Below are 26,632 nucleotides of genomic sequence, written 5' to 3'. Positions count from 1 at the left end.
ATGATTTCTGTAGACGGACTGGCCGTAGAGTTTGGCGGCACTACTTTATTCAGTGATATTTCCTTTGTTATTAACGAGAAAGACCGTATCGCCTTGATGGGGAAAAACGGAGCAGGTAAAAGTACGCTTCTTAAAATCCTCGCGGGTGTCCGGCAACCGACCCGTGGCAAGGTTTCGACTCCCAAAGACTGTGTGGTGGCTTATCTGCCGCAACATCTTATGACGGAAGACAAACGGACCGTGTTTGAGGAAACGGCCCAGGCGTTCGCACACCTGCATGAAATGGAGGCGCGGATAGAACGGTTAAACAAAGAACTCGAAATACGGACAGACTACGAGAGCGATAGCTACATGGCTCTGATTGAAGAGGTTTCCGCACTAAGCGAGAAATTCTATTCTATCGATGCCACCAACTACGAAGAGGATGTGGAGAAAACGCTCCTCGGCCTCGGTTTCACCCGAACGGATTTCAACCGCCCGACCAATGAATTCAGCGGCGGATGGCGAATGCGTATCGAGCTTGCGAAATTACTGTTGCAAAAACCGGATGTCCTTTTACTCGACGAACCGACCAACCACCTTGATATCGAATCTATCCAATGGCTGGAAGAGTTTCTGATTAATAACGGAAAAGCGGTTATCGTCATCAGCCATGACCGCAAATTCGTAGATAACATCACGACACGCACCATTGAAGTGACGATGGGACGTATTTATGACTATAAGGTAAATTACTCCCAATACCTGACACTGCGTAAAGAACGGCGCGAACAACAACAAAAGGCTTATGACGAACAGCAGAAATTCATCGCTGAAACCAAAGAGTTCATCGAACGTTTCAAAGGGACGTATTCGAAAACGCTGCAAGTGCAAAGCCGTGTGAAAATGCTGGAAAAACTGGAAATCCTGGAAGTGGACGAAGAAGACACGTCTGCCCTGCGACTGAAGTTTCCGCCTTCTCCCCGTTCGGGAAGTTACCCGGTAATCATGGAAGGAGTCGGCAAGGCATACGGCGACCATGTAGTATTCCGTAACGCCAACTTAACCGTAGCACGCGGTGATAAAGTCGCTTTTGTCGGCAAGAACGGCGAAGGCAAGTCTACGCTTGTAAAATGTATCATGAAAGAAATCGAACATGAGGGAACGCTCACGCTCGGTCACAATGTACAAATCGGTTATTTCGCCCAGAACCAGGCTTCTTTACTGGATGAGAACCTAACGGTTTTCCAAACAATCGATGATGTAGCCAAAGGAGAAATCCGGAATAAAATCCGTGACTTGCTGGGGGCTTTCATGTTCGGCGGTCCGGAAGAGTCGATGAAAAAGGTTAAAGTGCTTTCCGGAGGAGAACGGACCCGGCTGGCAATGATTAAGTTGTTACTGGAACCGGTCAATCTTCTGATTCTGGACGAACCGACAAACCACCTCGACATGAAAACCAAGGATATCCTGAAACAGGCGTTACTTGAATTTGACGGAACATTGATTGTCGTTTCCCACGACCGCGACTTTCTCGACGGCCTGGTTTCAAAGGTCTATGAATTCGGCAACCGGAAAGTAAAAGAGCATCTTTGCGGAATTTACGAATTTTTGGAAAAAAAGAAAATGGATTCATTGCAAGAACTGGAAAAGAAATAATAAATAATAAAAAGACATTAGCGGTATCCAATCGGAAAGAAAGTATTTGTATATTTGTAACCTCATTTATAACAGGTGGTTAGAAGAAGATGAAAGAGAACAAACGGACTATAGTGACTTTACTGTTTTTTATCAACATCATCATGTTGATAGTGTCCGTTGTCCCTCATCATCATCATCCTAACGGCATGATTTGCCTGAAACAGGATTTACCCGTAGAACAGCAATGCCCCAAACCGAACCATCATCCGGGAAGCGATTCGTGCTGCAGCAGCGAATGCATGACACGCTTTCATTCCCCCACTCCCTCTTTTCATACGGACAGCGGGCCGGATTACATCCTTATCGCCACTCTGTTCACGGACGGCATTATCGAACACTTGCTCAAACCGCAAGAGAAACGGGTCAAAAACTATTATGTCTACCGAGATTCCCTGCACGGTACCGATATTTCCCGTGACGCCTTCCTCCGCGCCCCTCCCTACTCTGTTTTCGCATAAGGTCGATGTGAATGCAAATCGGTTGCATCCGCATTATCCTATCTTTGTAACGCAAAAACAGTAAAAACCAGTAGGAAAATTATAATTTATGAGAAAACTTATCATTATAGGGGCTCTGGGGTTATTCACCCTGGGTTCCTGCAATAACAAAAACACGCAAGGTCATGAAAGCCATGACGAGAGTACCGTCACACACAACCACGATGGACACGACCACGAAACGGAAGGACACGTTCACGAGGCAGAGGGTCCCGAACATTCTCACGCATACAACCAGGCTGCCGGAACGGAAACACATAGCGATGAAATCATTCTCCCGAAAGCGAAAGCTGAAGCTGCCGGCGTAAAGGCAGACATAGTAGAACCGGCGCCGTTCCGGCAAGTAATCAAGACCAGCGGACAGGTATTAGCCGCACAGGGGGACGAATCCGTCGCCGTAGCCACAGTGGCCGGTGTCGTTTCTTTCCGCGGCAAGGTGACAGAAGGAATGAGCGTAGGGCAAGGCACTCCGCTAATAACGATTTCTTCACATAACATTGCAGACGGCGACCCGGTACAACGCGCCCGCATCGCCTACGAGGTGTCAAAGAAGGAATACGAACGTATGAAGAAACTTGTAAAAAACAAGATTGTATCCGATAAGGATTTCGCACAAGCCGAACAAAATTATGAAAATGCCCGCATCAGTTACGAAGCCCTTGCAAAGAACCATTCGGCAATCGGACAGAACATTATGGCTCCGATTAGCGGATACATTAAAAATATCCTGGTGAAAGAAGGGGATTACGTAACAATCGGGCAGCCCTTAGTCAGCGTAACGCAAAACCGCCGGCTTTTTCTCCGTGCCGAAGTGTCGGAAAAATATTACCCGTATCTCCATAACATCAATTCCGCCAATTTCCGTACCCCTTACGACAACAAGGTGTATGAATTAAAATCGCTCAACGGCAAACTTCTCTCTTTCGGAAAATCGTCGGGAGACAATTCTTTCTATGTACCCGTGACTTTTGAGTTCGACAACAAAGGTGATATCATCGCCGGCTCTTTTGTGGAAATATATCTGCTTTCCTCTCAACAGGAGAATGTCCTTTCCCTTCCCCGTACGGCTTTAACGGAAGAGCAGGGAGTTTATTTCGTATATCTGCAGCTCGACGAGGAAGGATATAAGAAACAGGAAGTTACGTTAGGAGCCGACAACGGACGGAGCGTACAAATCCTGAGTGGCATAAAAACAGGTGACCGGGTTGTTACCGAAGGGGCCTACCAGGTACGTCTGGCAAGTGCCGGCAATGCCATTCCCGCACACAGCCACGAACATTAATAAATTGTCCGGAGATTGTACGGACCGAGATTCTGACAGTAACCGGAAATTCATCACTCATAATCCATAGATAAAAATGCTTAATAAAATTATACATTACTCCCTGCACAACCGGTTGGTTGTACTCTGTGCGGCTTTTCTCCTGCTCATTGCCGGAACTTATACCGCCATGCACACGGAAGTAGACGTATTTCCCGACCTGAACGCCCCTACGGTAGTCATCATGACTGAGGCCAACGGAATGGCCGCCGAAGAAGTGGAACAGCTTGTCAGCTTTCCTGTAGAAACCGCCGTTAACGGGGCTACCGGAGTACGTCGCGTCCGCTCTTCTTCGACCAATGGTTTTTCCGTCGTATGGGTCGAATTTGACTGGGGGACGGATATTTACCTTGCCCGCCAGATTGTCAGCGAAAAACTGGCGGTGGTCGGTGAATCGCTTCCCGTCAATGTAGGCAAGCCGACACTGGGCCCCCAATCTTCCATTTTAGGCGAGATGCTGATTGTCGGGCTGACTGCCGATTCCACCTCCATGCTTGACCTCCGTACAATTGCCGACTGGACAATTCGCCCGCGCCTGTTGTCTACAGGAGGGGTAGCGCAGGTGGCCGTACTAGGCGGAGACATCAAAGAATACCAGATTCAGTTGGACCCCGAACGGATGCGCCACTACGGTGTTTCAATGAGTGAAGTAATGGCAGTTACCCAAGACATGAACCTGAATGCGAATGGCGGGGTACTCTATGAGTTCGGAAATGAATATATCGTACGCGGGGTACTCTCTACCCCGAAAGTAGAGGAACTCGGCAAAGCCGTCATAAAAACGGTAAACGCCTTTCCCGTAAAACTGGAGGACATCGCCGATGTAAAAATCGGCCCGAAAGCTCCGAAACTGGGAACTGCTTCCGAACGAGGCAAACCTGCCGTACTGCTGACCGTAACCAAACAGCCGGCTACAAGCACATTGGAACTGACAAGCAAACTGGAAGCTTCCTTAAAAGACCTCCAGAAAAACCTGCCGGCAGACGTAAAAGTATCGACAGATATTTTCCGCCAGAGCCGCTTTATCGAGAGTTCTATCGGAAACGTAAAGAAATCTCTCCTCGAAGGAGGAATCTTTGTCGTAATCGTACTTTTCCTATTCTTGGCGAATGTGCGTACCACGCTCATTTCATTAGTTACATTGCCGCTTTCACTGCTCGTTTCCATACTCACATTGCATTACATGGGATTAACCATCAACACGATGAGTCTCGGAGGTATGGCAATAGCCATCGGTTCATTAGTGGATGACGCAATTGTCGACGTGGAAAATGTGTACAAACGCCTGAGAGAGAACCGGCTGAAAACGGAGGCCGAACGGCTCAGTACGCTGGAAGTCGTATTCAACGCTTCCAAAGAAGTCCGCATGCCTATCCTCAATTCGACGCTAATCATCGTTGTCAGCTTCGTACCTCTGTTCTTTTTGAGCGGGATGGAAGGGCGCATGCTCGTCCCTCTGGGCATCGCTTTCATTGTAGCTCTATTTGCTTCAACGGTAGTTGCCCTGACGCTCACCCCGGTATTATGTTCTTATCTACTGGGGAGCAACAGAACCGATAAGGAACTGAAAGAAGCGTTTCTGGCACGCTGGATGAAAGGTATCTATAAAAAGGCGCTTATATGGGTATTAGCCCACAAACGAGTGACTCTGGGAAGCACGGTTGCACTCTTTGTAATTGCTCTCGGCGTATTTTTCACGCTCGGACGCAGTTTCCTGCCTTCTTTCAACGAGGGTTCATTCACGATAAACATCAGCTCGCTTCCGGGTATTTCTTTGGAAGAGAGCAACCAAATGGGACACCGTGCCGAAGAATTGTTATTAACGATTCCTGAAATCCAAACGGTAGCCCGTAAGACAGGACGCGCCGAATTGGACGAACATGCTCTCGGTGTAAATGTTTCGGAAATAGAGGCTCCTTTCGAACTAAAAGAACGCTCACGCAACGAACTGGTTGCCGAAGTACGTGAGAAACTCGGCACAATCACCGGAGCCAACATCGAAATCGGACAACCGATCAGTCACCGAATCGATGCCATGCTTTCCGGGACAAAAGCGAACATCGCTATCAAACTATTCGGAGACGACCTGAATAAAATGTTCTCACTCGGCAATGAGATAAAAGAAGTAATCAATGACATTCCCGGCATTGCCGATTTAAATGTGGAACAACAAATCGAACGCCCGCAATTAAAAATCCAGCCTAAGCGGGAAATGTTGGCTAAGTTCGGCATCACCTTACCGGAATTTTCGGAGTATATAAATGTAGCTCTGGCGGGAAAAGTCATTTCACAAGTGTACGAACAGGGAAAGAGTTTCGACCTTATCATCAAGGTAAAAGACGATGCGCGCGACGAAATAGAGAAAATCCGTAATCTGATGATAGATACCGACAACGGGCGTAAAGTTCCGCTTAACTATGTAGCAGAGGTGATTTCGGCGATGGGACCGAACACTATCAACCGTGAAAATGTAAAACGGAAAATAGTAATCTCCGCCAATGTAGCCGACCGTGACCTCCGCAGTGTCGTCAACGATATTCAAAAACAAATCGACGCATCAATACGTCTTCCCGAAGGTTACCATATCGAATACGGAGGGCAGTTTGAGAGCGAACAGGCCGCCAGCCGGACATTGGCGCTGACTTCATTCATCAGCATTGTCATCATCTTCCTGTTGCTTTACCATGAATTCCGCAGCGTAAAAGAGTCGGGGGTCATTCTATTGAACCTGCCGCTTGCACTAATCGGAGGCGTGTTCGCATTGGTTATCACGACTGGAGAAATCAGCATTCCCGCCATTATCGGTTTCATTTCTTTATTCGGCATCGCAACAAGAAACGGTATGTTGCTCATCAGCCATTACAACCATTTACAACAAGAAGAAGGAGTGGGACTGTATGACAGTGTTATCCAGGGGTCTCTCGACCGTCTGAATCCAATCCTGATGACCGCATTGTCTTCCGCACTGGCGCTAATCCCGCTGGCTATAGGAGGCGATTTGCCAGGCAATGAGATACAGAGCCCGATGGCTAAGGTCATTTTAGGAGGATTATTGACATCCACTTTCCTGAACGGTTTTATTATCCCGATTGTTTACCTGATGATGCACAACCAGAAAAAGCCGGAATTAGCACCGACTCATAGTGAAAGACAGTAAAATAAAAAACAAGTATGAAACAAATGATTATTATATGTTCTGTAATGAGCGCTGTACTCCTTATATCGGCCAATAAAGTACAAGCCCAAAACAACATAGAACAAGTATTAAAAAACATAGAGATAAATAATAAAGAATTACAGGCAAATGCGCAACTGGTGACTTCACAGAAACTAGAGGCAAAAACGGAAAATAATTTGCCCGACCCGACTCTGTCTTACGCTCACCTTTGGGGAGCGGAAGACAAGAGTGAAACAATAGGGGAACTTGTCATCTCACAAAGTTTTGACTTTCCCAGCCTGTATGTGACACGTAACAAATTAAGCCGCCTGAAAGCCAACGCTTACAACAGCCAGGCCGACGTGCTCCGTCAGAATAAGTTACTGCAGGCAAAAGAAGTTTGCCTGGATATTATCATGTTGCGCCAACAAAAACGGATTTTGGAAGAACGTCTTCATAATGCGGAGATTCTGGCGGAGATGTACGCCAAACGGCTCCAAACCGGAGATGCGAATGCACTTGAGACTAATAAGATAAACCTGGAACTGCTGAATGTCCGTACAGAGGCTTCACTGAATGAGACAACACTCCGTAACAAAATGCAGGAACTGAATGCGTTGAACGGAAACATACCCGTAGTTTTTGAAGAGGACCAGTATCCTCCGGTTCCTTTCCCGTCCGACTATCAAATATTGAAATCGGAAGTATTGTCTGCCGACCGCACTTTAATGGCTCTGAATGACGAAAGCCTTGTTGCCCGTAAACAAATCACGGTAAACAAGTCGCAATGGCTGCCTAAACTAGAGCTGGGCTACCGCCGCAATACCGAGACGGGAGCCCCCTTTAACGGAATAGTGGTAGGCTTTTCTTTCCCTATTTTCGAGAATCGGAATAAAGTGAAAATAGCAAAGACACAAGCGCTGAATATCGACCTGCAAAAAGACAATGCCGCATTACAGGCCGAATCCGAATTGTCACAGCTCTATCGCGAAGCTAAGACATTGTACGGGTCAATGGAACAATATAAAAAAACATTCCAGTCACAACAAGACCTCGCATTGTTGAAACAAGCTTTGACCGGAGGACAAATCAGCATGATTGAGTATTTTGTCGAAGTATCCGTAATCTATCAAAGCCACCAGAATTACCTGCAACTGGAAAACCAGTACCAGAAGGCGATGGCACGGATTTACAAAAATAAATTATGAAAGAAAAGACTGGGATTATTCTGGAGAGTATATTATTTCTGCCGTAAATATCAAATATGAAATCTAAACTTTTCCGTTTGTTCGCTCTGTCTTGCATTCTTAGTTTATCAAACGCCTGCAAAGATGATGACGTCAATCCGCTCCGTTTTTACGAAGACGGATACGAAGTGCCTATGGGAGGAAAACGTTATCTCGGATTAGAAAGCGGGAATGGGGATTATTCATTGGAAATCAATGATATCCGTATTGCAAGTGCCGGAACTGAAAGCGGGTGGACCGGAGTGCCTGCCGGACGCCAGATTTACGTATGCGGCATTCTCAACGGATGAAGGAGAAACCGGAACCGGTAAACAAGTCAGGTTCGCACTCACTTATCTGGAGATGCCTGCCGGCACACTTCCGTAATCAAATTTGATAATATACGTATCTCTTCCGGCAAGTACCCACTACGGATACGCCAATCTTGCGGATAAAGATTATTGGCACGGTTACCGATATTCTTTACAAACCCAAGAGGAATATGCTGATAAGTAAGCAAAACATAACCACGAGGGGCTGTTACTGACAAAGTAACGGCCTCTTTTCGCAAATAAGCGACAGCTTGTTCATAATTTACTTCCTCAACAGCGAAAGCATCTTGTTTCAAAAGCGAAGTACTCATAGCCAAAGCATGGGAAGGAACCAAGTCTTTCCCTTTCACCTTACCGATGGCAGTGCCTGCCATTATCACTTTTAAATTCTGTTTCAGAATAGCCAGTTCGTCTACGTACTGCTGCGGAAAAGCATATATTTCAGCCCCTTCCGTTACCGACAAAGCATATTTTCCGACAACTGTCTCATTCAACCAGCTTTTAGCGGCCACGATATTCTCTTTTAAAAAAGGAAGTGCTTCCTCCCGTTTATTCTTTTTCTTCGAGAATCTGTTTTTCGGAAAAGAACAGGCGGTAGTTTCCAGCTCTCCGTCTTCCTCTGCAGGTTTCCTGAATGCTGCCAGGAAAAAACCTTCCCCCCTGGTTTTATGAGGGAAGAAATGATATACCGGACCCAGCCTCTCCGAAAGCAAATTTCCCGTAATATTCCATTCGTCACAAACATCCACAGCCAACAACTCCGCACCATATTCCTGTTGAATCCAACGTACATTCTCCTCATCCTCTTTCGTATTATAAGTGCACGTACTATAAACCAGAATTCCTCCAGGTTTCAAACTTGTCCAGACATCCGCAACAATCCGTCTCTGGCGCTGCCAACAGATTTCAACATTCTCCACACTCCACTCCTCAATAGCCGTCGAATCTTTACGGAACATCCCTTCTCCCGAACAAGGTACATCTAACAGAACTATGTCAAAAAACGAAGATAACGCTGAAAAACCGGAAGGCTCGTTATTCGTGACAATAACATCCGGATGTCCCCATTTCGTCAGATTTTCCACAAGAACCTGCGAACGATTCCGGACAACTTCATTAGCGACCAACAAACTTCCGTCAGGGAGCAGATTACGGGCGTGAGTAGATTTTCCCCCCGGTGCGGCACATAAGTCAAGCATTATCACCGGCTTTGTAACATACCGGCGGAATACTTGCTCTATAAACATAGAAGAAGCCTCTTGCACATAATAACAGCCTGCGTGAAATAAAGGGTCGAATGTAAAAGTCAGGCGCTCATTCAAATAATATCCTTCGGAAGCCCAAGGAACCCGGTTCGACAAACAACTGCCAACAGACAATCGGGGACAAGCTACGCCGCTCTGCCGAACAGCGGAAAATATCCTGTCGTCCATCCTCCATTTCCTGTTATTCAAACGTATGCTTACGGGAGGTTCCTGCCGTAAAGCAGAAGCCAGTTTCTCAAATTCCTCGTCACCCAATAAAGAACGGGTATAATCGATAAAAGAAGCGGGTAGATTCATTTTCTATCTATTAATTCCTGCAAATATCAAAAATATTTCGTCTCTTTGCAACTTTCCATATTATTAAGTACGTCTAACAGGTAAAGAAACAACTTAAAATTACTGATATGAAACAAATTTTAATCGCTTTACTGTTTGTATTTACAGCCTCTTCTCCGGCAAGTGCCCAACCTCAGACAAATGCTGCACGCGATTCCATACGAAAAACGGAGATAAACGCAAACGAGAAAAAAAGTGCCAAGACAGACAAGATTGACGTAACAGCCGCCACGGTGGAACCGGATACAACGGTCTCCGGTTCTACGAACAAAGACACGAGCCACGGACAAGGAAGCACTAGCATCGGCCTCCATGCGGATGACAATGATTTCCCATTCGACAACCTGGGAAACAGCACGCTACTCCCTATCATCACCATTATTGCCGTTTTCGGGCTTCCGGTATTTATCATATTCATTATTTTTTTCTTCCGATATAAGAATCGGCAAGCCCGTTACCGCCTAATCGAACAGGCACTTGCCACAGGGCAACCGTTGCCTGAAGAACTCCTCCGCGAAAACAAGCCCACCGACCAACGCTCTCGAGGAATCAAAAACACCTTTACCGGCATCGGACTTTTCATATTCCTTTGGGCCATCACAGAAGAATTTGAAATAGCCTCCATCGGACTGCTCGTCATGTTTATGGGAATCGGACAATGGTTGATAGGCTACATGCAACATAAAAATGAACAGACTCCTGTCTCGCAAAATCATACCCGATACGGCAATGATAAAGATGGCTCAACCGAAACAAGAACAGAAAACCGTTCCGGTATCATCTCTCCGGACACAAAAGCAGGAGAAACCAATGAAGAAAAGAATGAAGAGAACCGATGAAACAATTCAGTGATATATCGCTAGTCGCACAGGTCGTCGTGTTCAAAAATACCAAGGCCTTCGATTCATTAATAAAGAAATACCAGTCGTCCGTCCGACGTTTTTTTCTGAACCTGACCTGTGGAGACAATGAATTGAGTGATGATTTGGCACAAGATACATTTATCAAAGCCTACACAAACATAGCCTCATTCAGGAATCTATCCAGTTTTTCAACATGGTTGTACCGGATTGCCTACAATATTTTTTATGATTATATTCGCAACCGAAAAGAGACGTCTGCTTTGGATACTAGAGAAATAGATACGGCCAACTGCATTGAACAAGAAAATGTCGGGCAAAAAATAGATATCTACCAATCACTCAAAATATTAAAAGAAGCGGAACGGACCTGTATCACCTTGTTTTACATGGAAGATGTGAGCATTGACAAAATAGCCGGGATTATGGGAATACCGGCAGGAACGGTAAAAAGCCACTTGTCACGCGGAAAAGAGAAACTAGCAATATATTTAAAACAAAACGGTTATGACAAAAACAGACAATGATAAACTTCTGCAGAATTTCTTTGCAGAAAACAAACAAGAAATAGCTGATAACGGATTCAGCCATCGCGTAATGCATCATTTACCCAATCGGAGCAATCGATTGATATATATCTGGAATTCTTTCATAACAGCCATAGGAATCGTACTTTTCTGTAGATTAGGAGGATTTGAGGCTGTATGGAAAACAATCTGGGAAGTCTTTGTCAACATGATTAATCATGGAACAACCCATCCCGACCCGCAATCACTCATCATTGCAGGCATAGTATTAATGTTCATGGCAACCAAAAAGATAGCCTCATTAGCATAAGCCATATAAAAAATCTTCCTGCCGACAAGAATCCGGTTAAAAACAGGCCGGCCTTTGTGAACTAAAACAAAAGTCTTAATAAATCCTTATAAACTCTCATGACTATTAAACAATAATAAATCTATCCTTTACAGCAAGTAAGCCCAGATACAGAAATTGTATCTTTGAAGCCCTGTAAACTAAAATAGAGAGAAGAGTTTTGAAACTATATATATTCATTTTATTCCTGTTTCTGCCTTTACTGCATGTCCAGGCAAGTGTCATTGACAGTTTGATGACACACCCCAGAGATTCTATCGGACTCACAAGCGACTCCCTTGTACTTCGTTTTCTAAAGGAATCGGATATTCCCATTTCCGACAATAATAAAGTAAAACTCCTAAAAAGCGGACGGGAGAAATTCATAGACTTATTCGAAGCTATCCGGCAAGCCAAACATCACGTACATCTGGAATATTTCAATTTCCGAAACGACTCTATCGCCAACTCCCTGTTTGCACTCCTGGCCGAAAAAGTAAAAGAAGGCGTCGAAGTACGGGCTATGTTTGACGCCTTCGGAAACTGGTCGAATAACAAACCGCTTAAAAAGAAACATCTCAAGAAAATCCGTGAGCAAGGCATTGAAATCGTCAAGTTCGACCCGTTCACTTTCCCTTACATCAACCATGCCGCACACCGCGATCACCGGAAAATAGCCGTCATCGACGGTGAAGTAGCTTATACGGGAGGAATGAACATCGCCGATTATTACATCAACGGACTTCCTAAAATAGGAACATGGCGTGACATGCACATGCGTATAGAAGGCGATGCGGTCAATGAGCTTCAAAAAATCTTCCTTACAATTTGGAATAAAGAGACTAAACAGGATATCGGTGGAAAAAGTTATTTTCCAGACCATAAAGCAAAAAGCGACAGTGCGAATACTGTAATCGCCATTGTTGACCGTACCCCCAAACAAAACAGCCGTATGTTAAGCCATGCTTATGCAATGTCTATATATTCCGCACAAAAAAACGTGCATATCGTCAATCCTTACTTCGTACCCACTTCTTCAATCACCAAAGCCCTGAAACGTACAATCGACCGCGGTGTGGATGTGAGAATTATGGTGTCTTCCGCCTCAGATATCCCATTCACTCCCGACGCCGCACTTTATAAACTTCATAAACTGATGAAAAGAGGCGCCACCGTTTATATGTATAACGGAGGATTTCACCACTCCAAAATTATGATGGTTGACGATTTGTTCTGTACGGTCGGAACCGCCAATTTAAACAGCCGCAGTTTACGGTATGACTATGAAACAAATGCTTTTATCTTTGATAAAAATACAACGGCAGAATTGAATGCCATGTTCCATGACGATATTGGACACTGTACTCAGTTAACGCCGGAATTTTGGAAAAAGCGTTCTCCCTGGAAGAAGTTCGTCGGTTGGTTTGCTAATTTATTCACCCCATTTTTGTAATTTTGCACAAAGAATCATCTTTTACCCTATGGATTAATCAGATACATAGATTATTTAATTGTGCAGGAAAAAATAGAAACGCAGAATTAGTACCAATCTTCAATCTGTACAATCTTAAAATGCTATTTTTAAGTAAATTATTCAATTATGAAACAATATCTGGATTTGCTCGACCGCGTATTGACTGAAGGCACAAAAAAAAATGACCGCACAGGTACCGGGACCATCAGCGTTTTCGGCCATCAGATGCGCTTTAATCTTGATGATGGATTTCCTTGTTTAACAACCAAGAAATTACATTTAAAATCAATCATATATGAACTACTCTGGTTTTTGCAAGGAGATACCAATGTAAAATACCTGCAAGACCACGGAGTCCGTATCTGGAATGAATGGGCGGATGCCAACGGAGACCTTGGGCACATTTACGGTTATCAATGGAGGTCATGGCCTGATTACAACGGTGGATTCATCGACCAAATCAGTGAGGCGGTAGAAACTATCAAACATAATCCGGATTCACGCCGTATCATTGTAAGTGCCTGGAATGTTGCGGATTTAAACAACATGAACCTTCCTCCCTGTCATGCTTTTTTCCAATTTTATGTAGCGGACGGACGGTTAAGCCTGCAACTTTATCAACGCAGCGCCGACATTTTTCTCGGCGTCCCTTTCAACATCGCTTCATATTCCCTATTGTTGCAAATGATGGCTCAAGTTACAGGATTAAAAGCCGGCGACTTTGTCCACACTTTCGGTGACGCCCATATCTATCAGAACCATTTGGAACAAGTCAGGCTGCAACTGACACGCGAACCGCGGCCGTTGCCGCAAATGAAAATCAATCCGGATATTAAAAACATCTTCGACTTCAAATTCGAGGATTTTGAACTGGTGAATTATAATCCGCATCCACACATTGCAGGGGTAGTAGCTGTATAAGCGGCTCTCTCCTCTCCTTTTAAAGGATGACAGGCGAGAATTTCCATATTCTTTGAATATAGAAACTCCGAATACGACAAGTATTATTAACAATAAAACAAATTCTTAAAAACGGCATCAAAATAAAAACCGCCGCATGGTTTGTCTCATAGATGGCAAACATTGCACAGGCCGATAAAACAATCGCCGGTTTCGATGTGTTTTTTAGAAAAAAGCATAAAAACCATGATATCAATCATAGCTGCAATAGACCGCCGCATGGCTATCGGATTCAATAACAAACTCCTTTTCTGGTTACCCAATGATTTGAAACGTTTTAAAACACTGACAACCGGAAACACAATCATCATGGGAAGAAAAACCTTTGAATCACTTCCAAAAGGCGCATTACCCAACCGCAGGAATATAGTACTCTCTTCCAATCCGGACACCATATGCCCGGAAGCGGAAGTTTTCTCCTCACTCGAAACAGCCCTTCAAAACTGTAAAGAAGACGAACAAGTATATATTATCGGCGGTGCAAGCGTTTATCGGCAGGCACTTCCTTTGGCAGACGAACTCTGCCTGACGGAAATTGACGACACAGCACCCGAAGCGGATGCTTTTTTCCCGGAAATATCCCCTACCGTATGGCATGAAAAAAGCAGAGAGACTCATCCCGCAGATGAGAAACATCCCTGCCCCTATGCTTTTGTGAATTACGTAAAAGGATAAATGTCCTTGCAATACGTGCCGTCTTACAGACGGCTTTTATGCAATCAATCCTCTTCTTCCACATCAACCATGATTGGCATCTGCCGTTTAATGGCTTCATGGAAGGAGATTAACGTTTCTGTACGTGCCAGCCCCAATGGTTGCAACTTATCATGGATAATGCTCAGCAAATGATGATTGTTCTTGGCATAAATCTTAATAAACATATCATACTTTCCGGTGGTAAAATGGCATTCCACAACTTCCGGAATTGCTTCTAAAGCTTTTGTTACCGAATCGAAAGATTCGGGATCTTTCAGATATATACCAATATAAGCACAAGTCTCATAGCCGATTTTCTCTGGATCGATGACATATTCCGAACCTTTTAATATACCAAGGTTAGTCAACTTCTGAATACGCTGATGAATCGCGGCTCCGGAAACATTGCAAGCCCTCGCCACTTCCAAAAAAGGAATACGGGCATTTCCGGCAATTAATTTCAGAATTTGTTCATCCAAAGCGTCTAATTGATGATGTCCCATTTTTGAATCAAATTGTTTTAATCTATGAATCTTTTATGCAAAGTTAGCGATTTTCCGGCAACAAATACTATAGTTTATTACTTTTATTTGCAAGAAGTGGATAAGTCAATAATAGTTTGTACCTTTGCAAAAAACATAAATATGCTACTTATATGAAACAATTTTATTGTACAATACTTTTTTTGTTTATAACTTTAGGAAGTTATTCGCAGAATTTTGCAGAGTTTTTTCAAGACAAAACATTACGGGTTGACTACATTTTCACCGGAGATGCCAAACAGCAAGCCATCTATCTGGATGAGCTGTCCCAACTTCCCTCCTGGGCGGGACGACGCCATCATTTATCCGAACTTCCCCTAGCCGGTAACGGCCAGATTATCGTAAAAGATAAAGCGACCGGCCAATGCATCTACAAGACATCTTTCTCTTCTCTGTTCCACGAATGGTTGTCTACGGATGAAGCCCAGGTCACTGCAAAAGGGTTTGAAAATACTTTTCTCCTTCCTTTTCCCAAAAAGGCTGTGGAAATAGAAATCACATTATATTCCCCGCGTAGGGAAATAATGGCGAGCTACAAACACACGGTGACCCCTGATGATATTTTAATCCATAAACGCGGCACTTCACACGTGACCCCACATCGCTACATGCATCAAAGCGGCAACGAAAAAGATTGCATTGATGTCGCCATCCTTGCCGAAGGATATACAGAAAAAGAAATGGATCTATTTTATCAAGATGCACGGCAGGCTTGCGAAAGTTTGTTCTCGCATGAACCCTTCCGGTCAATGAAACAGAAATTCAACATCGTAGCGGTAGCCAGCCCGTCCATAGACAGCGGCGTAAGCGTTCCACGTGAGAACCTGTGGAAACAAACTGCCGTCCATTCACATTTCGACACTTTCTATTCAGAGCGATACCTGACTACCAGCCGGGTAAAATCCATTCATAACGCATTAGCGGGTATTCCTTATGAGCACATTATTATTCTTGCCAACACCCATGTTTACGGCGGCGGGGGAATTTATAACTCATATACTCTGACTACCGCCCACCACCCGATGTTCAAACCGGTCGTTGTCCATGAATTCGGGCATAGTTTCGCCGGACTGGCCGACGAATATTTTTATGAAAACGACACAATGACCGATACCTATCCGCTGGATGTGGAACCCTGGGAGCAAAACATCTCCACACGAGTCGATTTCGCCTCAAAATGGCAGGATATGCTTGTTCCGAATACTCCGATACCCACCCCGACAGAACAAAGAGAAAAATATCCGATAGGCGTATATGAAGGAGGAGGATATTCATTCAAGGGTGTCTACCGTGCAACGTACAACTGCCGCATGAAAACAAACGAGTATCCGGAATTCTGCCCGATATGCCAACGCGCCATTCGTCGAATCATCGAATTCTATGTACCGTAAATAAAGGATTATCGAAAACAAATTTATTGTCAAACTCAAAAACCAGGCCTTATGATTAGACTTCAGCCAATCCATACATCGGATGTATCGCATTATAAATTCATGGAAGACCTCCTCATAAACTCTTTCCCGCCGGAAGAATACCGACAGTTGGAAGAGCTGCGCGAATATACAGACCGGACAGATAATTTTCACAACAATATTATTTTCGACGACCATCTTCCTGTCGGTTTTATCACATATTGGGATTTTGAGAACTTTTATTATGTAGAACATTTCGCTACCGATCCGGCTCTGCGCAATGGCGGATACGGAAAACGGACATTAGAGTTTCTGTGCAAAGAACTAACACTTCCTATCGTATTGGAAGTGGAACGTCCGATAGAAGAAATGGCGCAACGCCGTATCAACTTTTATCAACGCCAAGGATTTACCTTATGGGAAAAAGACTACCATCAACCTCCTTACAAGCCGGGAGACGATTTCCTTCCGATGTATCTAATGGTACATGGCAGCCTAGACCCGGAGAAAGATTATGAAGATATCAGACATAAACTTCATACTGTTGTTTATGGAGTTAAGGAATAAAAAGTATCTATCCATAATCTTTTTCTCTCCTGTAAGAGGAACAAAGCCTATTCCAATACAATAAAGTTTTAATTTATAACAAGGAGGTTGTCGCAAAATAGAAAAATGGGGCAACCGCACTTACAAAGTTATAATACAAAAATCTCCCCTATTTTCGCTTCAATTCATCAGAATGCAAAGCAAGAACAGGGGAGATTTTTTCCTTTTAAAGTTTCAATCCATAGGATTCTCAACCGTCAATTTCCATTCTGAGGCAACCTCTTCTTCCTCACTTGACTTCAAATAACAGAAATAGCATAAAAGCCAATCACCATGAAAGCAATTCTCCATGATAAAAGAAATCCTTTACTTTACTCTGGGGTCTGGAAAAAATAAAAAAGAAGGCATTCAAATTCAGTTTGAATGCCTTCTTTCTTTTTATATTTCAAATTAACTAATTATTCACCACGTTTAGTAGCAGAATAGTTAATCTTCAAAGCATAAGACTTTCTAAGAGCATTTTTTACGTCAGTAACAATACCCATTTTTGTCTTCTGGTCCACTTTCAGAGACACAGTCATCTTAGCGGCGTCACCTTCACTCATACTAGCGCGTTCCTGGAAGATGAAGTCTTGCACTTCACCAACTTCAGCATAACTGTCATTAAGCTGAATACGGCTTTCAGTACCCATTTTCGCACGATATTCCTGAGTAGGTTCACCTATATAAATGAATGTCACCAATGATTTCTTCTCCAGTTTTTCGAGTTCAGTACCTTGCGGAAGTGTAAACTGCACCTTTAATGTTACCTCACGCATTGTTGTTACAATCATAAAGAAGAACAACAAAGTAAAGATAAGGTCAGGCAACGAAGAAGTATTCAATGCCGGCATTTCACGTTTACCAGTCTTATTAAATTTTCCCATTATTACTTCCTTTTTTCTCCGTATTTTTTAGGTTCTGCCTCAGAAATTCGTTGCGGATAGATTTCACGAACCGCCTTCTGCTGCGCGTCATTCAGTTCCGCATAATCCACTCCGAACTTTTCTTTAGCCAACTCGTCTCTCAATTCATTGTATGCAGCCACCAATTCGTTCTGCACACTGATATATGCCTGATAAGAAGATCCACGGTCATTCTGTAAAGAGATTACATGCTTATCATTAACAAGAGTAGTACCGAAGAATTCCACATTTTTCTGTGTTTTTTCCGGCATATTCTCTGCATTATTGATATTGGCAATAAATTCTTTGGCTTTTTGTCTCAACTGATCGACACCGATATAATCATTTCCGCACATCAAGGCATCATCTTTATTCAGATAAACCTGCAAGATATTACGTTCTTTAATCTTATCGGTATTCTCGTTCTTTTCATCTTCGGGAGGTGGAGGCAAAAGTCTTGCCAAACCACGGTCCGTATCCATTGATGTCGTAATCAAAAAGAAGATCAGCAACAAGAAAGCGATATCCGCCGTAGAACTTGAGTTAATATCAGGAACTTTTCTTTTTCCTTTTGCCATTTTAAATACTTATTTAATTGGTATTTCCAATTGATTACGATAATTTTTTCTTTATACCACTTACAATAATTGCAACGATAGTTACAAACAACAGGATGTAAATAGAATAAAGGAACATATCAGTCAGTTTCAGCCAGAAAGGAACGTTGTCCGTACCGTCATAACCCGGAATATTCATCGGTGTACCATCACCCATAGCCCAAGCTACAACTAAAACAACAACCAAAAGAACCAAACCGAGCAACGATTTAATCGCATTTGCCGGATTATCTTTCAAAGCTGCGCCAAATTGGAATACAGCAGCAATCACAGTGGCCGCAATAGCAATGCCAAACAAAGCATACATCAAATAGAGTAAGGCGTCTGTTTGAGCAGGCTGCCACATTTCGGGATCTATACCCGGAATCACCGCATCGCCTGTAGCGTCTCCTCCCAAAAAGAAGATGCCCAATACGATCAAGATGACAGCAAACATCGCATACAATGCGTAGTACGATGCCTTATATGTTAACTTACTCATTTCGAATTATTTTTTGTATTTCAAATCATATTTGATTACCATGTCAAGCAAAGAGATGGAAGAGTCTTCCATTTCACTGGTAAGAGCTTCAATCTTAGAAAGGACATAGTTATAGAACACCTGAAGAATCAAAGCAACAATCAAACCGAAGATAGTTGTAATCAAGGCAACTTTCATACCGCCTGCAACAACTGTCGGAGAGATATCACCTACCTGTTGGATTTTATCGAACGCCTGCACCATACCGATTACAGTACCCAAGAATCCGAGTGACGGAGCCATCGCGATAAACAAAGTAATCCATGAACATCCTTTTTCAAGATAACCGGCCTGTACACCACCGTAAGATACAACGGATTTCTCAACTACATCGATACCCTGGTCGATTCTCATCAAACCCTGATAATAGATAGAAGCGACGGGACCTCTGGTATTACGGGCAATGTCCTTTGCAGCTTCCACATCACCTTTTTCCAAAGCAGCTTCGATAGATGCAATGAATTTTTTCGTGTTAATTTCAGCTAAACTCAAATAGATGATACGTTCGATACAGAAAGCCAAACCGATCACCAAAGCGATTGCTACCAAACTCATGAAAGATGCAGTACCTTCGATGAATTTAACTTTAATCTCTTTGTGGATACCGCCCTCTTCTGCAGCAGGAGCAGCAGCCGTAGTAGCTTCAGCAGCAGGAGCAGCTTGTTGTTCAGTTTGTTCTGCCGCAGGAGCATCTTGAGCCTGAGCAAGTTGAGTTGAGCCAAATGTCAAGGCCCCAATCACAGCAACAATTGCAAATAACTTTTTCATTGTGTGTCTAATTTTTAAGATTAATTAATTGATTATTATTATTGTATTTACTTCTCATCTCTCTTTCATTTCTGCGGAGAGACGGGGATTCGAACCCCGGATACACTTTTGGCGTATACACGCTTTCCAGGCGTGCCTCTTCAACCACTCGAGCATCTCTCCCAATGTGTTTTCCGCTTTTTCTGCTACAAATGTATCCTTTTTTTTCTTTTCTTGAAGCATTATCCGTTTTTTATCTTGAATAAATACTGCAAATTAATATAATTTAAAACCTTGCACGCCTTTATTTGCGGATTACAAACACTTTTAGCGCATTTTCAGCAGTAACCTGCGCTATATATGCCGGATTCATCTGATAAATTTCCGCAACTTTATGAAGCGTATCCCTCACATTGGCGCTCTCATTCCTCTTTCCGCGATTCGGGACAGGAGTCAGATAAGGCGAATCGGTCTCAAGCACAATGCGTTCCAAAGGCACTGCCGGCAATACCTCCGGCAAAGACGACTTCTTAAACGTAACCACCCCGTTAATACCTAACATAAAACCGTCAAACTCCAACAATCTTGCCGCTTCCTCCGCTGTCCCCGTGAAACTGTGAAAAATTCCGGTCAACGAAGTATTCTTATAAGGTTCCATCACCTTATATATATATTCGAACGCTTCTCTCGAATGAATGACAACCGGCAATCCATATTCAAGCGCCCATTCTATCTGTTTCTCAAAAACCAGCAGTTGCTCATTCAGAAAAGTCTTATCCCAATAAAGGTCAAGTCCGATCTCCCCGATAGCAACAAAATTATTCGGAACCGACAGGCGTTCATGTACAATCGCCAGTTCATGCTCATACGTTCCATTGACCGAAGTCGGATGCAAACCAATCATCGGATAACAGAAATCAGGATAATCCGCACAGGCTGCCAACATGGGCTCAATCGTCGTGCTGTCGATATTAGGCATGAAAATATGAGAAACCCCCGCTTTCCTCGCACGTTCGATTACTTGAGACAAATCCCCCGAAAATTCCTCTAAAAAAAGATGAGAATGAGTATCTATCAACATGTTATTTCGTTTTCTTCTTTAGCTTTCTCATTGGAACGGTAATAATAAATCAACCCATAAGCACGACACTTTTCCAACCGAGCCTCATTAGGAGTGATATCCTGAAACTTAGCTTCCACCTGATTCCAGATATCCAGTATCAGCTTATCGGCCTGTTCACGCATGGAAGCCAATTCGTCCAGACTGCGGTTAGTCAATGCCTGGAAGTTTTTTTGCCGTTCATAACTGTCCAGAAATATATCATAATGCACTTTCACGCGCGCAATAGTCGGATTATAGATAGGTATGCCGCCTTGTGCCGTCCTCCGCTGTTCCCCTTCGATTATTTTCTTCCCCCATTCAACCAATGCAGCCTCACTCAACAAATCCGGAACCACATTCGCTTCAGGCAATCCATACATTTCTTTATGCACCATTTTAATCTCATCCCGCAACACAGCCAAGTTAAGCACCTGGATAAAATGGGAAATGTACAGACGGGCCGTCTTCACGTTCGCCTGATGCTTACGACTGGACCGTGACTGGTTTTCATAACATTGCATATAATAAATCTGTGCAGCTTCAAACCTTTGCAGGAAATTACGCGCTTCAAACAACGTTTTCAATGAAATAGCCAATTCACGCACATTATACAATTCCCCCTTTTCGACCGCTGCTTTCAGCGCCCGAACCCTGGCTTGGTCTGTATTTGGAAGTCGTCTGTACGGCATATGTTTTTAAGAACCTAGAGAACTATATTTCACGATACATCAACAGTTTCACCAAATTCTTAAGTTCTTTCTTTCTATCTTCAGCTACGGCGACAGCCTCAAGGCTCTCCATAGCAAGCGTGTAATACTCACGCATTTTATTTTCACAGACAGTACGGATATTCAATTGATTATACAGTCCGGTTACCGCTTCTATCTTCTCTGCAGGTTGATAAGTTTCCGCACTCATCCAACGTTCCAGCTCTTCCCGTTGTTTCTCGTCCGCACGACTCCGCGCTTTGATAAGCATGTATGTTTTTTTATTGCAAAGAATGTCACCGCCGAGTTTCTTCCCGAACACTTCCGGGTTTCCGTACACATCCAACAAGTCGTCCTGCAATTGGAACGCCACTCCGATTTGCATTCCGAAATTATAAAGATTATCGGCATCCTTGTCAGACGCCCCTGCCAAAACAGCTCCTATTTTAAGACTGCCGGCAAGCAACACAGCCGTTTTAAGGCGAATCATCTCGATATATTCATCTTCGGTAACATCTCCACGGGATTCAAACTCCATATCCAACTGTTGCCCTTCACAGATTTCCAACATTGTCTGCGTAAACAGGTCCATCACTTCCTTCAAATATCCTGCGGGAACGGACTCCATCAGCCGGAATGCCAGAATCAGCATCGCGTCACCCGATAAAACAGCGGTATTATCGTTCCAGACTTTATGTACAGTCGGTTTTCCCCGACGCATATCGGAACGGTCCATCAAATCATCATGCAACAACGTATGATTGTGATAAACTTCAATTGCGGCGGCAGGGTCATAAATGGACGTAATATCCTCACGATACAAATTATACGCCATCAGCATCAGCACGGGCCGTATCCGCTTGCCCCCCAATGAAAGAATATACTCAATCGGTTTATAAAGTCCTTCCGGTGTCCGGGTAAACTGAATTTCAGAAATATGATTATTAATTTTATCGAGCAGTTGAGAAGCTGTAAACATGATGAATAAAAAATTAATGAATAAAAAGAGGCTGCTTTTGGCAGCCTCTTAGTTATAATGTACACAAATTACTGCAATCTGAACATTACAGGAACCGTAAATTTAACACGTACGGGTTTTCCGCGCTGCATACCCGGTTTCCACTTCGGCATGGTATTTATCACACGAAGGGCTTCCTTATCCAGATAGGGGTCAACGCTACGTACAACTTTCGCATCCACGATACTACCGTCCTTGTTAACGACGAACTGTACGATTACACGTCCTTGCGTTCCGTTTTCCTGTGCAATAGTCGGATATTTAATATTCTTAGCCAAATACTGCATCAAAGCAGCTTGTCCGCCGGGGAAATCAGGCATATTCTCTACCACTTCGAAGATAGTCTGTTCTTCCGGTTCTTCTTCAACAACCTGCACCGGCACATATTTTACTTCTACCGGAGCTACATTATCCTCATTGATAATAGTTGTCGTTTCATCAATTTCGGCTTTATCATCGACAATCTCCAGCAATTCGGCTACTTTAGGAGCTTCCGGCGGTGGCGGAGCTTGTTGTTCAGGGGTCTCGGTAATAGGAATGATTTCCTCTTCAAACACAACATCGGCTACAGCCTGGCTTGTATCGATTTTCACATCACGCTGAGTCCATTCGAACGCCACGAACATGAAAGCCAATACCACCACGTAACCGACGAGCAACCATGTAGACTTTCTGCCTTCAAGGTCTGCTTTGGGTGATTTTTTAACTTCCATAAATTTAATTAATATAATGATTAATAAAAAAGTGTCTTCCTCTTATGTCGTTGGGCAAATATAGCACATTTTCAGATAACCCTCCGTTTCTTTCCTTCTTTTTATCCGGCTTTTTAACTTTTTTAATTCTTTCATACTTATCTCACAGCATTTTATGGAGAAACTCATGGCTGATTTTCAAAATAAGCGTATCTTTGGCAGCAAATCAAATGAACCGGACATGAAAAAGATAATAATAGCAATCGACGGCTTTTCCTCCTGCGGGAAAAGCACAATGGCAAAAGATTTAGCCCGCGAAGTAGGATATATATACATTGACAGCGGGGCAATGTATCGTGCAGTCACCTTATACAGCATGGAGAACGGAATTTTTACCGGTGACGGCATCGACACGGAAAAACTGGAAAAAAACATAAAGAATATCCATATCTCTTTCCATTTAAATCAGGAAGGACGTCCCGAAACATACCTCAACGGGGTTAATGTGGAAAACAAAATCCGTTCAATGGCCGTATCATCCAAAGTGAGCCCCATCAGTGCATTGGATTTCGTACGCGAGGAAATGGTAGCGCAACAACAGGCGATGGGAGCGGACAAAGGAATCGTGATGGACGGACGGGATATCGGAACCACCGTGTTTCCGAACGCCGAATTGAAAATATTCGTAACCGCCACACAGGAAATACGCGCTCAACGCCGTTATGACGAACTGAAAGCAAAAGGCCAGGAAGCCAGCTTTGATGAAATCCTGGAGAATGTAAAACAACGGGATTATATCGACCAAAATCGTACCGTAAGCCCGTTGCGCAAGGCTGACGACGCCTTGTTACTGGATAATACGGACTTAACCGTCGAACAACAGAAAAAATGGCTTCTTGAACAATACCGCAAGACAGTCGGGTCATATAAGCAATAAACAAGAAAAATCCCAGAACTAAAAACTTTGCCGCCGGGATTCTCAAAAACCGGATATGCAGATTCAATATAAATCATGATCAAAGTAGAAATAGACGAAGGTTCAGGCTTCTGCTTTGGCGTAGTAACCGCCATCCACAAGGCAGAAGAGGAACTGGCAAAAGGAGAGACGCTTTATTGCCTGGGCGACATTGTGCATAACAGCCGGGAAGTGGACAGATTGAAAGAAATGGGGTTAATCACTATCAACCGGGATGAATTCAAAAAGTTGCGGAATGCCAAAGTATTACTCCGGGCACACGGAGAACCGCCGGAGACTTATATGATTGCCCGTGAAAACAACATCGAAATCATCGATGCGACCTGTCCGGTAGTCCTCAGACTGCAAAAACGCATCAAACAGGAATATCTGGAGAAAGAACATCCGGAAAAACAAATCGTCATATACGGCAAAAACGGCCATGCGGAAGTATTAGGTCTCGTAGGACAGACAGACGGGAAAGCAATAGTCATTGAAAAGGCGGAAGAAGCGAAAAAACTGGATTTAAGCAAAAACATCCGTCTTTTTTCACAGACAACAAAATCTTTGGATGAATTCCAAGAAATTGTAGAATATATCAGACAGCATATCTCGCCGGCTGCGACTTTCGAATATTATGACACCATTTGTCGCCAAGTCGCCAACCGTATGCCCAAACTCAGAGAATTTGCGGCATCACATGATTTGATATTCTTTGTAAGCGGAAAGAAAAGTTCAAATGGAAAGATGCTGTTTGAAGAGTGCCTGAAAGTAAATGCCAACTCCCATCTGATAGACAACGAAGAAGAAATCGACCCCTCTTTAATCCGAAACGTGACATCCGTCGGAGTATGCGGGGCAACTTCAACCCCCAAATGGCTGATGGAAAAAATATACAAGCACATTCAATCATTGATATCTTGATTTCAAAAAGCGGCAATGCGCCAATATTCTTATAACCTTTTCGTTATGTAAAGAATAAAAAGAAAGTAAAAGGGAACAAATTGAGCATTTTTAATGTTTTCTTCACACGAAAAAAAACTTCTGAAACTCCGCTTTCAACTTTTTATTGTACATTTGCCGCGTCAAACTAATATTTAAATTATGGGAACAGTTAAGTGTATCGGTATTTTGACTTCCGGCGGCGATGCTCCGGGAATGAATGCAGCCATTCGTGCGGTAACACGGGCGGCTATTTACAACGGATTGCAAGTTAAAGGTATATACAGAGGATATAAAGGCCTGGTCACAGGCGAAATCAAAGAGTTTAAGAGCCAGAACGTAAGCAACATTATCCAATTGGGCGGAACTATCCTTAAAACAGCCCGTTGCAAGGAGTTCACAACTCCGGAAGGCCGTCAATTAGCCTACGACAATATGAAAAGGGAAGGCATCGACGCTTTGGTAGTCATCGGCGGAGACGGTTCTTTGACAGGCGCCCGCATTTTCGCGCAGGAATTTGACGTTCCGTGCATCGGACTTCCGGGAACGATTGACAATGACCTCTACGGAACAGATACTACCATCGGATATGATACGGCATTGAATACCATTCTGGATGCGGTAGACAAGATTCGCGACACAGCCACCTCGCACGAACGCCTGTTCTTTGTCGAAGTGATGGGACGCGATGCCGGTTTCCTCGCCCTGAACGGCGCAATCGCATCAGGAGCGGAAGCCGCCATTATTCCGGAATTCAGCACGGAAGTAGACCAACTGGAAGAATTTATTAAAAACGGATTCCGCAAATCCAAAAACAGCAGTATCGTATTGGTGGCGGAAAGCGAATTGACAGGAGGCGCCATGCACTATGCGGAACGTGTTAAAAACGAATATCCGCAATACGACGTGCGAGTGACTATTTTAGGACATTTACAACGCGGCGGCAGCCCCACGGCCCATGACCGTATCCTGGCAAGCCGTTTGGGAGCGGCAGCCATCGATGCCATCATGGAAGACCAACGTAATGTCATGATTGGAATCGAACACGATGAAATCGTTTACGTACCGTTCAGCAAGGCAATCAAAAATGACAAACCCATCAAAAGAGACCTTGTCAACGTATTAAAAGAACTTTCAATCTAGCCGGCTGCAAACTTTTCCGTCATCCATATCAAATAACAAGATAGAAAGAAAAAGCGGTCTCAAAACAAATGGTAAGAATCGAAAAC

General features: G+C 43.7%; 26 protein-coding genes, 1 tRNA gene and 1 pseudogene. 17 read left to right on the top strand and 11 right to left on the bottom strand.

Annotated elements, in window-relative coordinates:
* The 6 genes and pseudogenes from Q5076_RS04605 to Q5076_RS04580 all read left to right on the top strand — a co-directional run.
* Entirely contained in the window at window positions 1–1,638 is a 1,638-nt protein-coding gene (locus Q5076_RS04605; protein ID WP_303011214.1) for an ABC-F family ATP-binding cassette domain-containing protein, read from the top strand.
* A gap of 89 nt (window positions 1,639–1,727) precedes the next feature.
* Entirely contained in the window at window positions 1,728–2,138 is a 411-nt protein-coding gene (locus Q5076_RS04600) for a DUF6769 family protein (RefSeq protein ID WP_303011213.1), read from the top strand.
* An 88-nt stretch (window positions 2,139–2,226) separates the two neighbouring features.
* Entirely contained in the window at window positions 2,227–3,459 is a 1,233-nt protein-coding gene (locus tag Q5076_RS04595) for an efflux RND transporter periplasmic adaptor subunit (protein ID WP_303011211.1), read from the top strand.
* A gap of 76 nt (window positions 3,460–3,535) precedes the next feature.
* The gene (locus Q5076_RS04590; RefSeq protein ID WP_303011210.1) at window positions 3,536–6,655 is read left to right on the top strand and encodes an efflux RND transporter permease subunit; all 3,120 of its coding nucleotides are present in this window, start codon (window positions 3,536–3,538) and stop codon (window positions 6,653–6,655) included.
* A 14-nt stretch (window positions 6,656–6,669) separates the two neighbouring features.
* Window positions 6,670–7,863, top strand: a complete 1,194-nt coding sequence (locus tag Q5076_RS04585; protein ID WP_303011209.1) for a TolC family protein — start codon at window positions 6,670–6,672, stop codon at window positions 7,861–7,863.
* Between the two features lie 56 nt (window positions 7,864–7,919).
* Window positions 7,920–8,183, top strand: a pseudogene (locus Q5076_RS04580) (hypothetical protein); the annotation flags it as partial.
* 47 nt (window positions 8,184–8,230) lie between these two features.
* Here the strand turns inward: Q5076_RS04580 and Q5076_RS04575 are convergent.
* On the bottom strand, window positions 8,231–9,775 hold the full coding sequence (locus Q5076_RS04575; protein WP_303011208.1) for an rRNA cytosine-C5-methyltransferase: 1,545 nt from the start codon (window positions 9,773–9,775) through the stop codon (window positions 8,231–8,233).
* Window positions 9,776–9,882: 107 nt separating this feature from the next.
* Here Q5076_RS04575 and Q5076_RS04570 point away from each other — a divergent pair, with 107 nt between their 5' ends.
* The 6 genes from Q5076_RS04570 (at window position 9,883) to Q5076_RS04545 (ending at window position 14,638) form a co-directional block, all read left to right on the top strand.
* On the top strand, window positions 9,883–10,653 hold the full coding sequence (locus tag Q5076_RS04570; RefSeq protein ID WP_303011206.1) for a DUF6249 domain-containing protein: 771 nt from the start codon (window positions 9,883–9,885) through the stop codon (window positions 10,651–10,653).
* The gene (locus Q5076_RS04565; protein ID WP_303011204.1) at window positions 10,650–11,201 is read left to right on the top strand and encodes an RNA polymerase sigma factor; all 552 of its coding nucleotides are present in this window, start codon (window positions 10,650–10,652) and stop codon (window positions 11,199–11,201) included. The genes Q5076_RS04570 and Q5076_RS04565 overlap by 4 nt, the downstream gene beginning before the upstream one ends.
* Window positions 11,182–11,511 (top strand): DUF5056 domain-containing protein, encoded by a 330-nt coding sequence (locus tag Q5076_RS04560; RefSeq protein ID WP_303011203.1) that lies wholly within the window; start codon window positions 11,182–11,184, stop codon window positions 11,509–11,511. The genes Q5076_RS04565 and Q5076_RS04560 overlap by 20 nt, the downstream gene beginning before the upstream one ends.
* Window positions 11,512–11,710: 199 nt before the next feature.
* Window positions 11,711–12,982 carry a cardiolipin synthase gene (gene cls, locus Q5076_RS04555; RefSeq protein WP_303011202.1) on the top strand — a complete coding sequence of 424 codons (1,272 nt, stop codon included), beginning with the start codon at window positions 11,711–11,713 and terminating at the stop codon, window positions 12,980–12,982.
* 147 nt (window positions 12,983–13,129) lie between these two features.
* Complete coding sequence (locus Q5076_RS04550) at window positions 13,130–13,924, top strand: thymidylate synthase (protein WP_303011201.1); 795 nt, start codon at window positions 13,130–13,132, stop codon at window positions 13,922–13,924.
* A gap of 225 nt (window positions 13,925–14,149) precedes the next feature.
* Window positions 14,150–14,638, top strand: coding sequence for a dihydrofolate reductase (locus Q5076_RS04545; protein WP_303011200.1), 489 nt, complete (start codon window positions 14,150–14,152; stop codon window positions 14,636–14,638).
* Window positions 14,639–14,682: 44 nt separating this feature from the next.
* Here the strand turns inward: Q5076_RS04545 and Q5076_RS04540 are convergent, their stop codons facing one another.
* The gene (locus Q5076_RS04540) at window positions 14,683–15,162 is read right to left on the bottom strand and encodes an Lrp/AsnC family transcriptional regulator (RefSeq protein WP_303011199.1); all 480 of its coding nucleotides are present in this window, start codon (window positions 15,160–15,162) and stop codon (window positions 14,683–14,685) included.
* 152 nt (window positions 15,163–15,314) lie between these two features.
* Here Q5076_RS04540 and Q5076_RS04535 point away from each other — a divergent pair, with 152 nt between their 5' ends.
* Both Q5076_RS04535 and Q5076_RS04530 read left to right on the top strand, forming a co-directional pair.
* Window positions 15,315–16,592, top strand: coding sequence for an IgA Peptidase M64 (locus tag Q5076_RS04535; protein WP_303011197.1), 1,278 nt, complete (start codon window positions 15,315–15,317; stop codon window positions 16,590–16,592).
* A 51-nt stretch (window positions 16,593–16,643) separates the two neighbouring features.
* Complete coding sequence (locus Q5076_RS04530; protein ID WP_303011195.1) at window positions 16,644–17,180, top strand: GNAT family N-acetyltransferase; 537 nt, start codon at window positions 16,644–16,646, stop codon at window positions 17,178–17,180.
* 437 nt (window positions 17,181–17,617) lie between these two features.
* Here the strand turns inward: Q5076_RS04530 and Q5076_RS04525 are convergent, their stop codons facing one another.
* The 9 genes from Q5076_RS04525 to Q5076_RS04485 form a co-directional block, all read right to left on the bottom strand.
* Entirely contained in the window at window positions 17,618–18,085 is a 468-nt protein-coding gene (locus tag Q5076_RS04525; RefSeq protein WP_303011193.1) for a biopolymer transporter ExbD, read from the bottom strand.
* 2 nt (window positions 18,086–18,087) lie between these two features.
* A complete protein-coding gene (locus tag Q5076_RS04520; RefSeq protein ID WP_303011192.1) occupies window positions 18,088–18,681 on the bottom strand; it encodes a biopolymer transporter ExbD in 594 nt (197 codons plus the stop codon).
* Window positions 18,682–18,715: 34 nt separating this feature from the next.
* Entirely contained in the window at window positions 18,716–19,201 is a 486-nt protein-coding gene (locus Q5076_RS04515; RefSeq protein ID WP_303011190.1) for a hypothetical protein, read from the bottom strand.
* Between the two features lie 6 nt (window positions 19,202–19,207).
* Window positions 19,208–20,008, bottom strand: a complete 801-nt coding sequence (locus tag Q5076_RS04510; RefSeq protein ID WP_303011189.1) for a MotA/TolQ/ExbB proton channel family protein — start codon at window positions 20,006–20,008, stop codon at window positions 19,208–19,210.
* A 74-nt stretch (window positions 20,009–20,082) separates the two neighbouring features.
* A tRNA-Ser gene (locus Q5076_RS04505) sits at window positions 20,083–20,170 on the bottom strand.
* Window positions 20,171–20,291: 121 nt separating this feature from the next.
* Entirely contained in the window at window positions 20,292–21,068 is a 777-nt protein-coding gene (locus Q5076_RS04500) for a TatD family hydrolase (RefSeq protein ID WP_303011187.1), read from the bottom strand.
* Window positions 21,062–21,778, bottom strand: a complete 717-nt coding sequence (locus Q5076_RS04495) for a hypothetical protein (RefSeq protein ID WP_303011186.1) — start codon at window positions 21,776–21,778, stop codon at window positions 21,062–21,064. The genes Q5076_RS04500 and Q5076_RS04495 overlap by 7 nt, the downstream gene beginning before the upstream one ends.
* A 22-nt stretch (window positions 21,779–21,800) precedes the next feature.
* Window positions 21,801–22,775, bottom strand: a complete 975-nt coding sequence (locus Q5076_RS04490; RefSeq protein ID WP_303011185.1) for a polyprenyl synthetase family protein — start codon at window positions 22,773–22,775, stop codon at window positions 21,801–21,803.
* 68 nt (window positions 22,776–22,843) lie between these two features.
* Window positions 22,844–23,527: an energy transducer TonB gene (locus Q5076_RS04485; RefSeq protein ID WP_303011184.1), complete on the bottom strand. Its 684-nt coding sequence runs from the start codon at window positions 23,525–23,527 to the stop codon at window positions 22,844–22,846.
* Between the two features lie 220 nt (window positions 23,528–23,747).
* On the opposite strand from Q5076_RS04485, the gene cmk reads away from it, so the two are divergent.
* The 3 genes from cmk (at window position 23,748) to pfkA (ending at window position 26,546) form a co-directional block, all read left to right on the top strand.
* Window positions 23,748–24,443 (top strand): (d)CMP kinase, encoded by a 696-nt coding sequence (gene cmk, locus Q5076_RS04480; protein ID WP_303011183.1) that lies wholly within the window; start codon window positions 23,748–23,750, stop codon window positions 24,441–24,443.
* Window positions 24,444–24,518: 75 nt separating this feature from the next.
* Window positions 24,519–25,385: a 4-hydroxy-3-methylbut-2-enyl diphosphate reductase gene (locus Q5076_RS04475; RefSeq protein ID WP_303011181.1), complete on the top strand. Its 867-nt coding sequence runs from the start codon at window positions 24,519–24,521 to the stop codon at window positions 25,383–25,385.
* Window positions 25,386–25,565: 180 nt separating this feature from the next.
* Window positions 25,566–26,546, top strand: coding sequence for a 6-phosphofructokinase (gene pfkA, locus Q5076_RS04470; RefSeq protein ID WP_303011180.1), 981 nt, complete (start codon window positions 25,566–25,568; stop codon window positions 26,544–26,546).
* The last annotated feature ends 86 nt before the right edge of the window (window positions 26,547–26,632 follow it).

Source organism: uncultured Bacteroides sp., assembly GCF_958445495.1.
Taxonomy (GTDB): Bacteria; Bacteroidota; Bacteroidia; order Bacteroidales; family Bacteroidaceae; genus Bacteroides.
The sequence above is the reverse complement of the archived record's forward strand: the minus strand, read 5'-3'. Positions and strand labels throughout refer to the sequence as shown.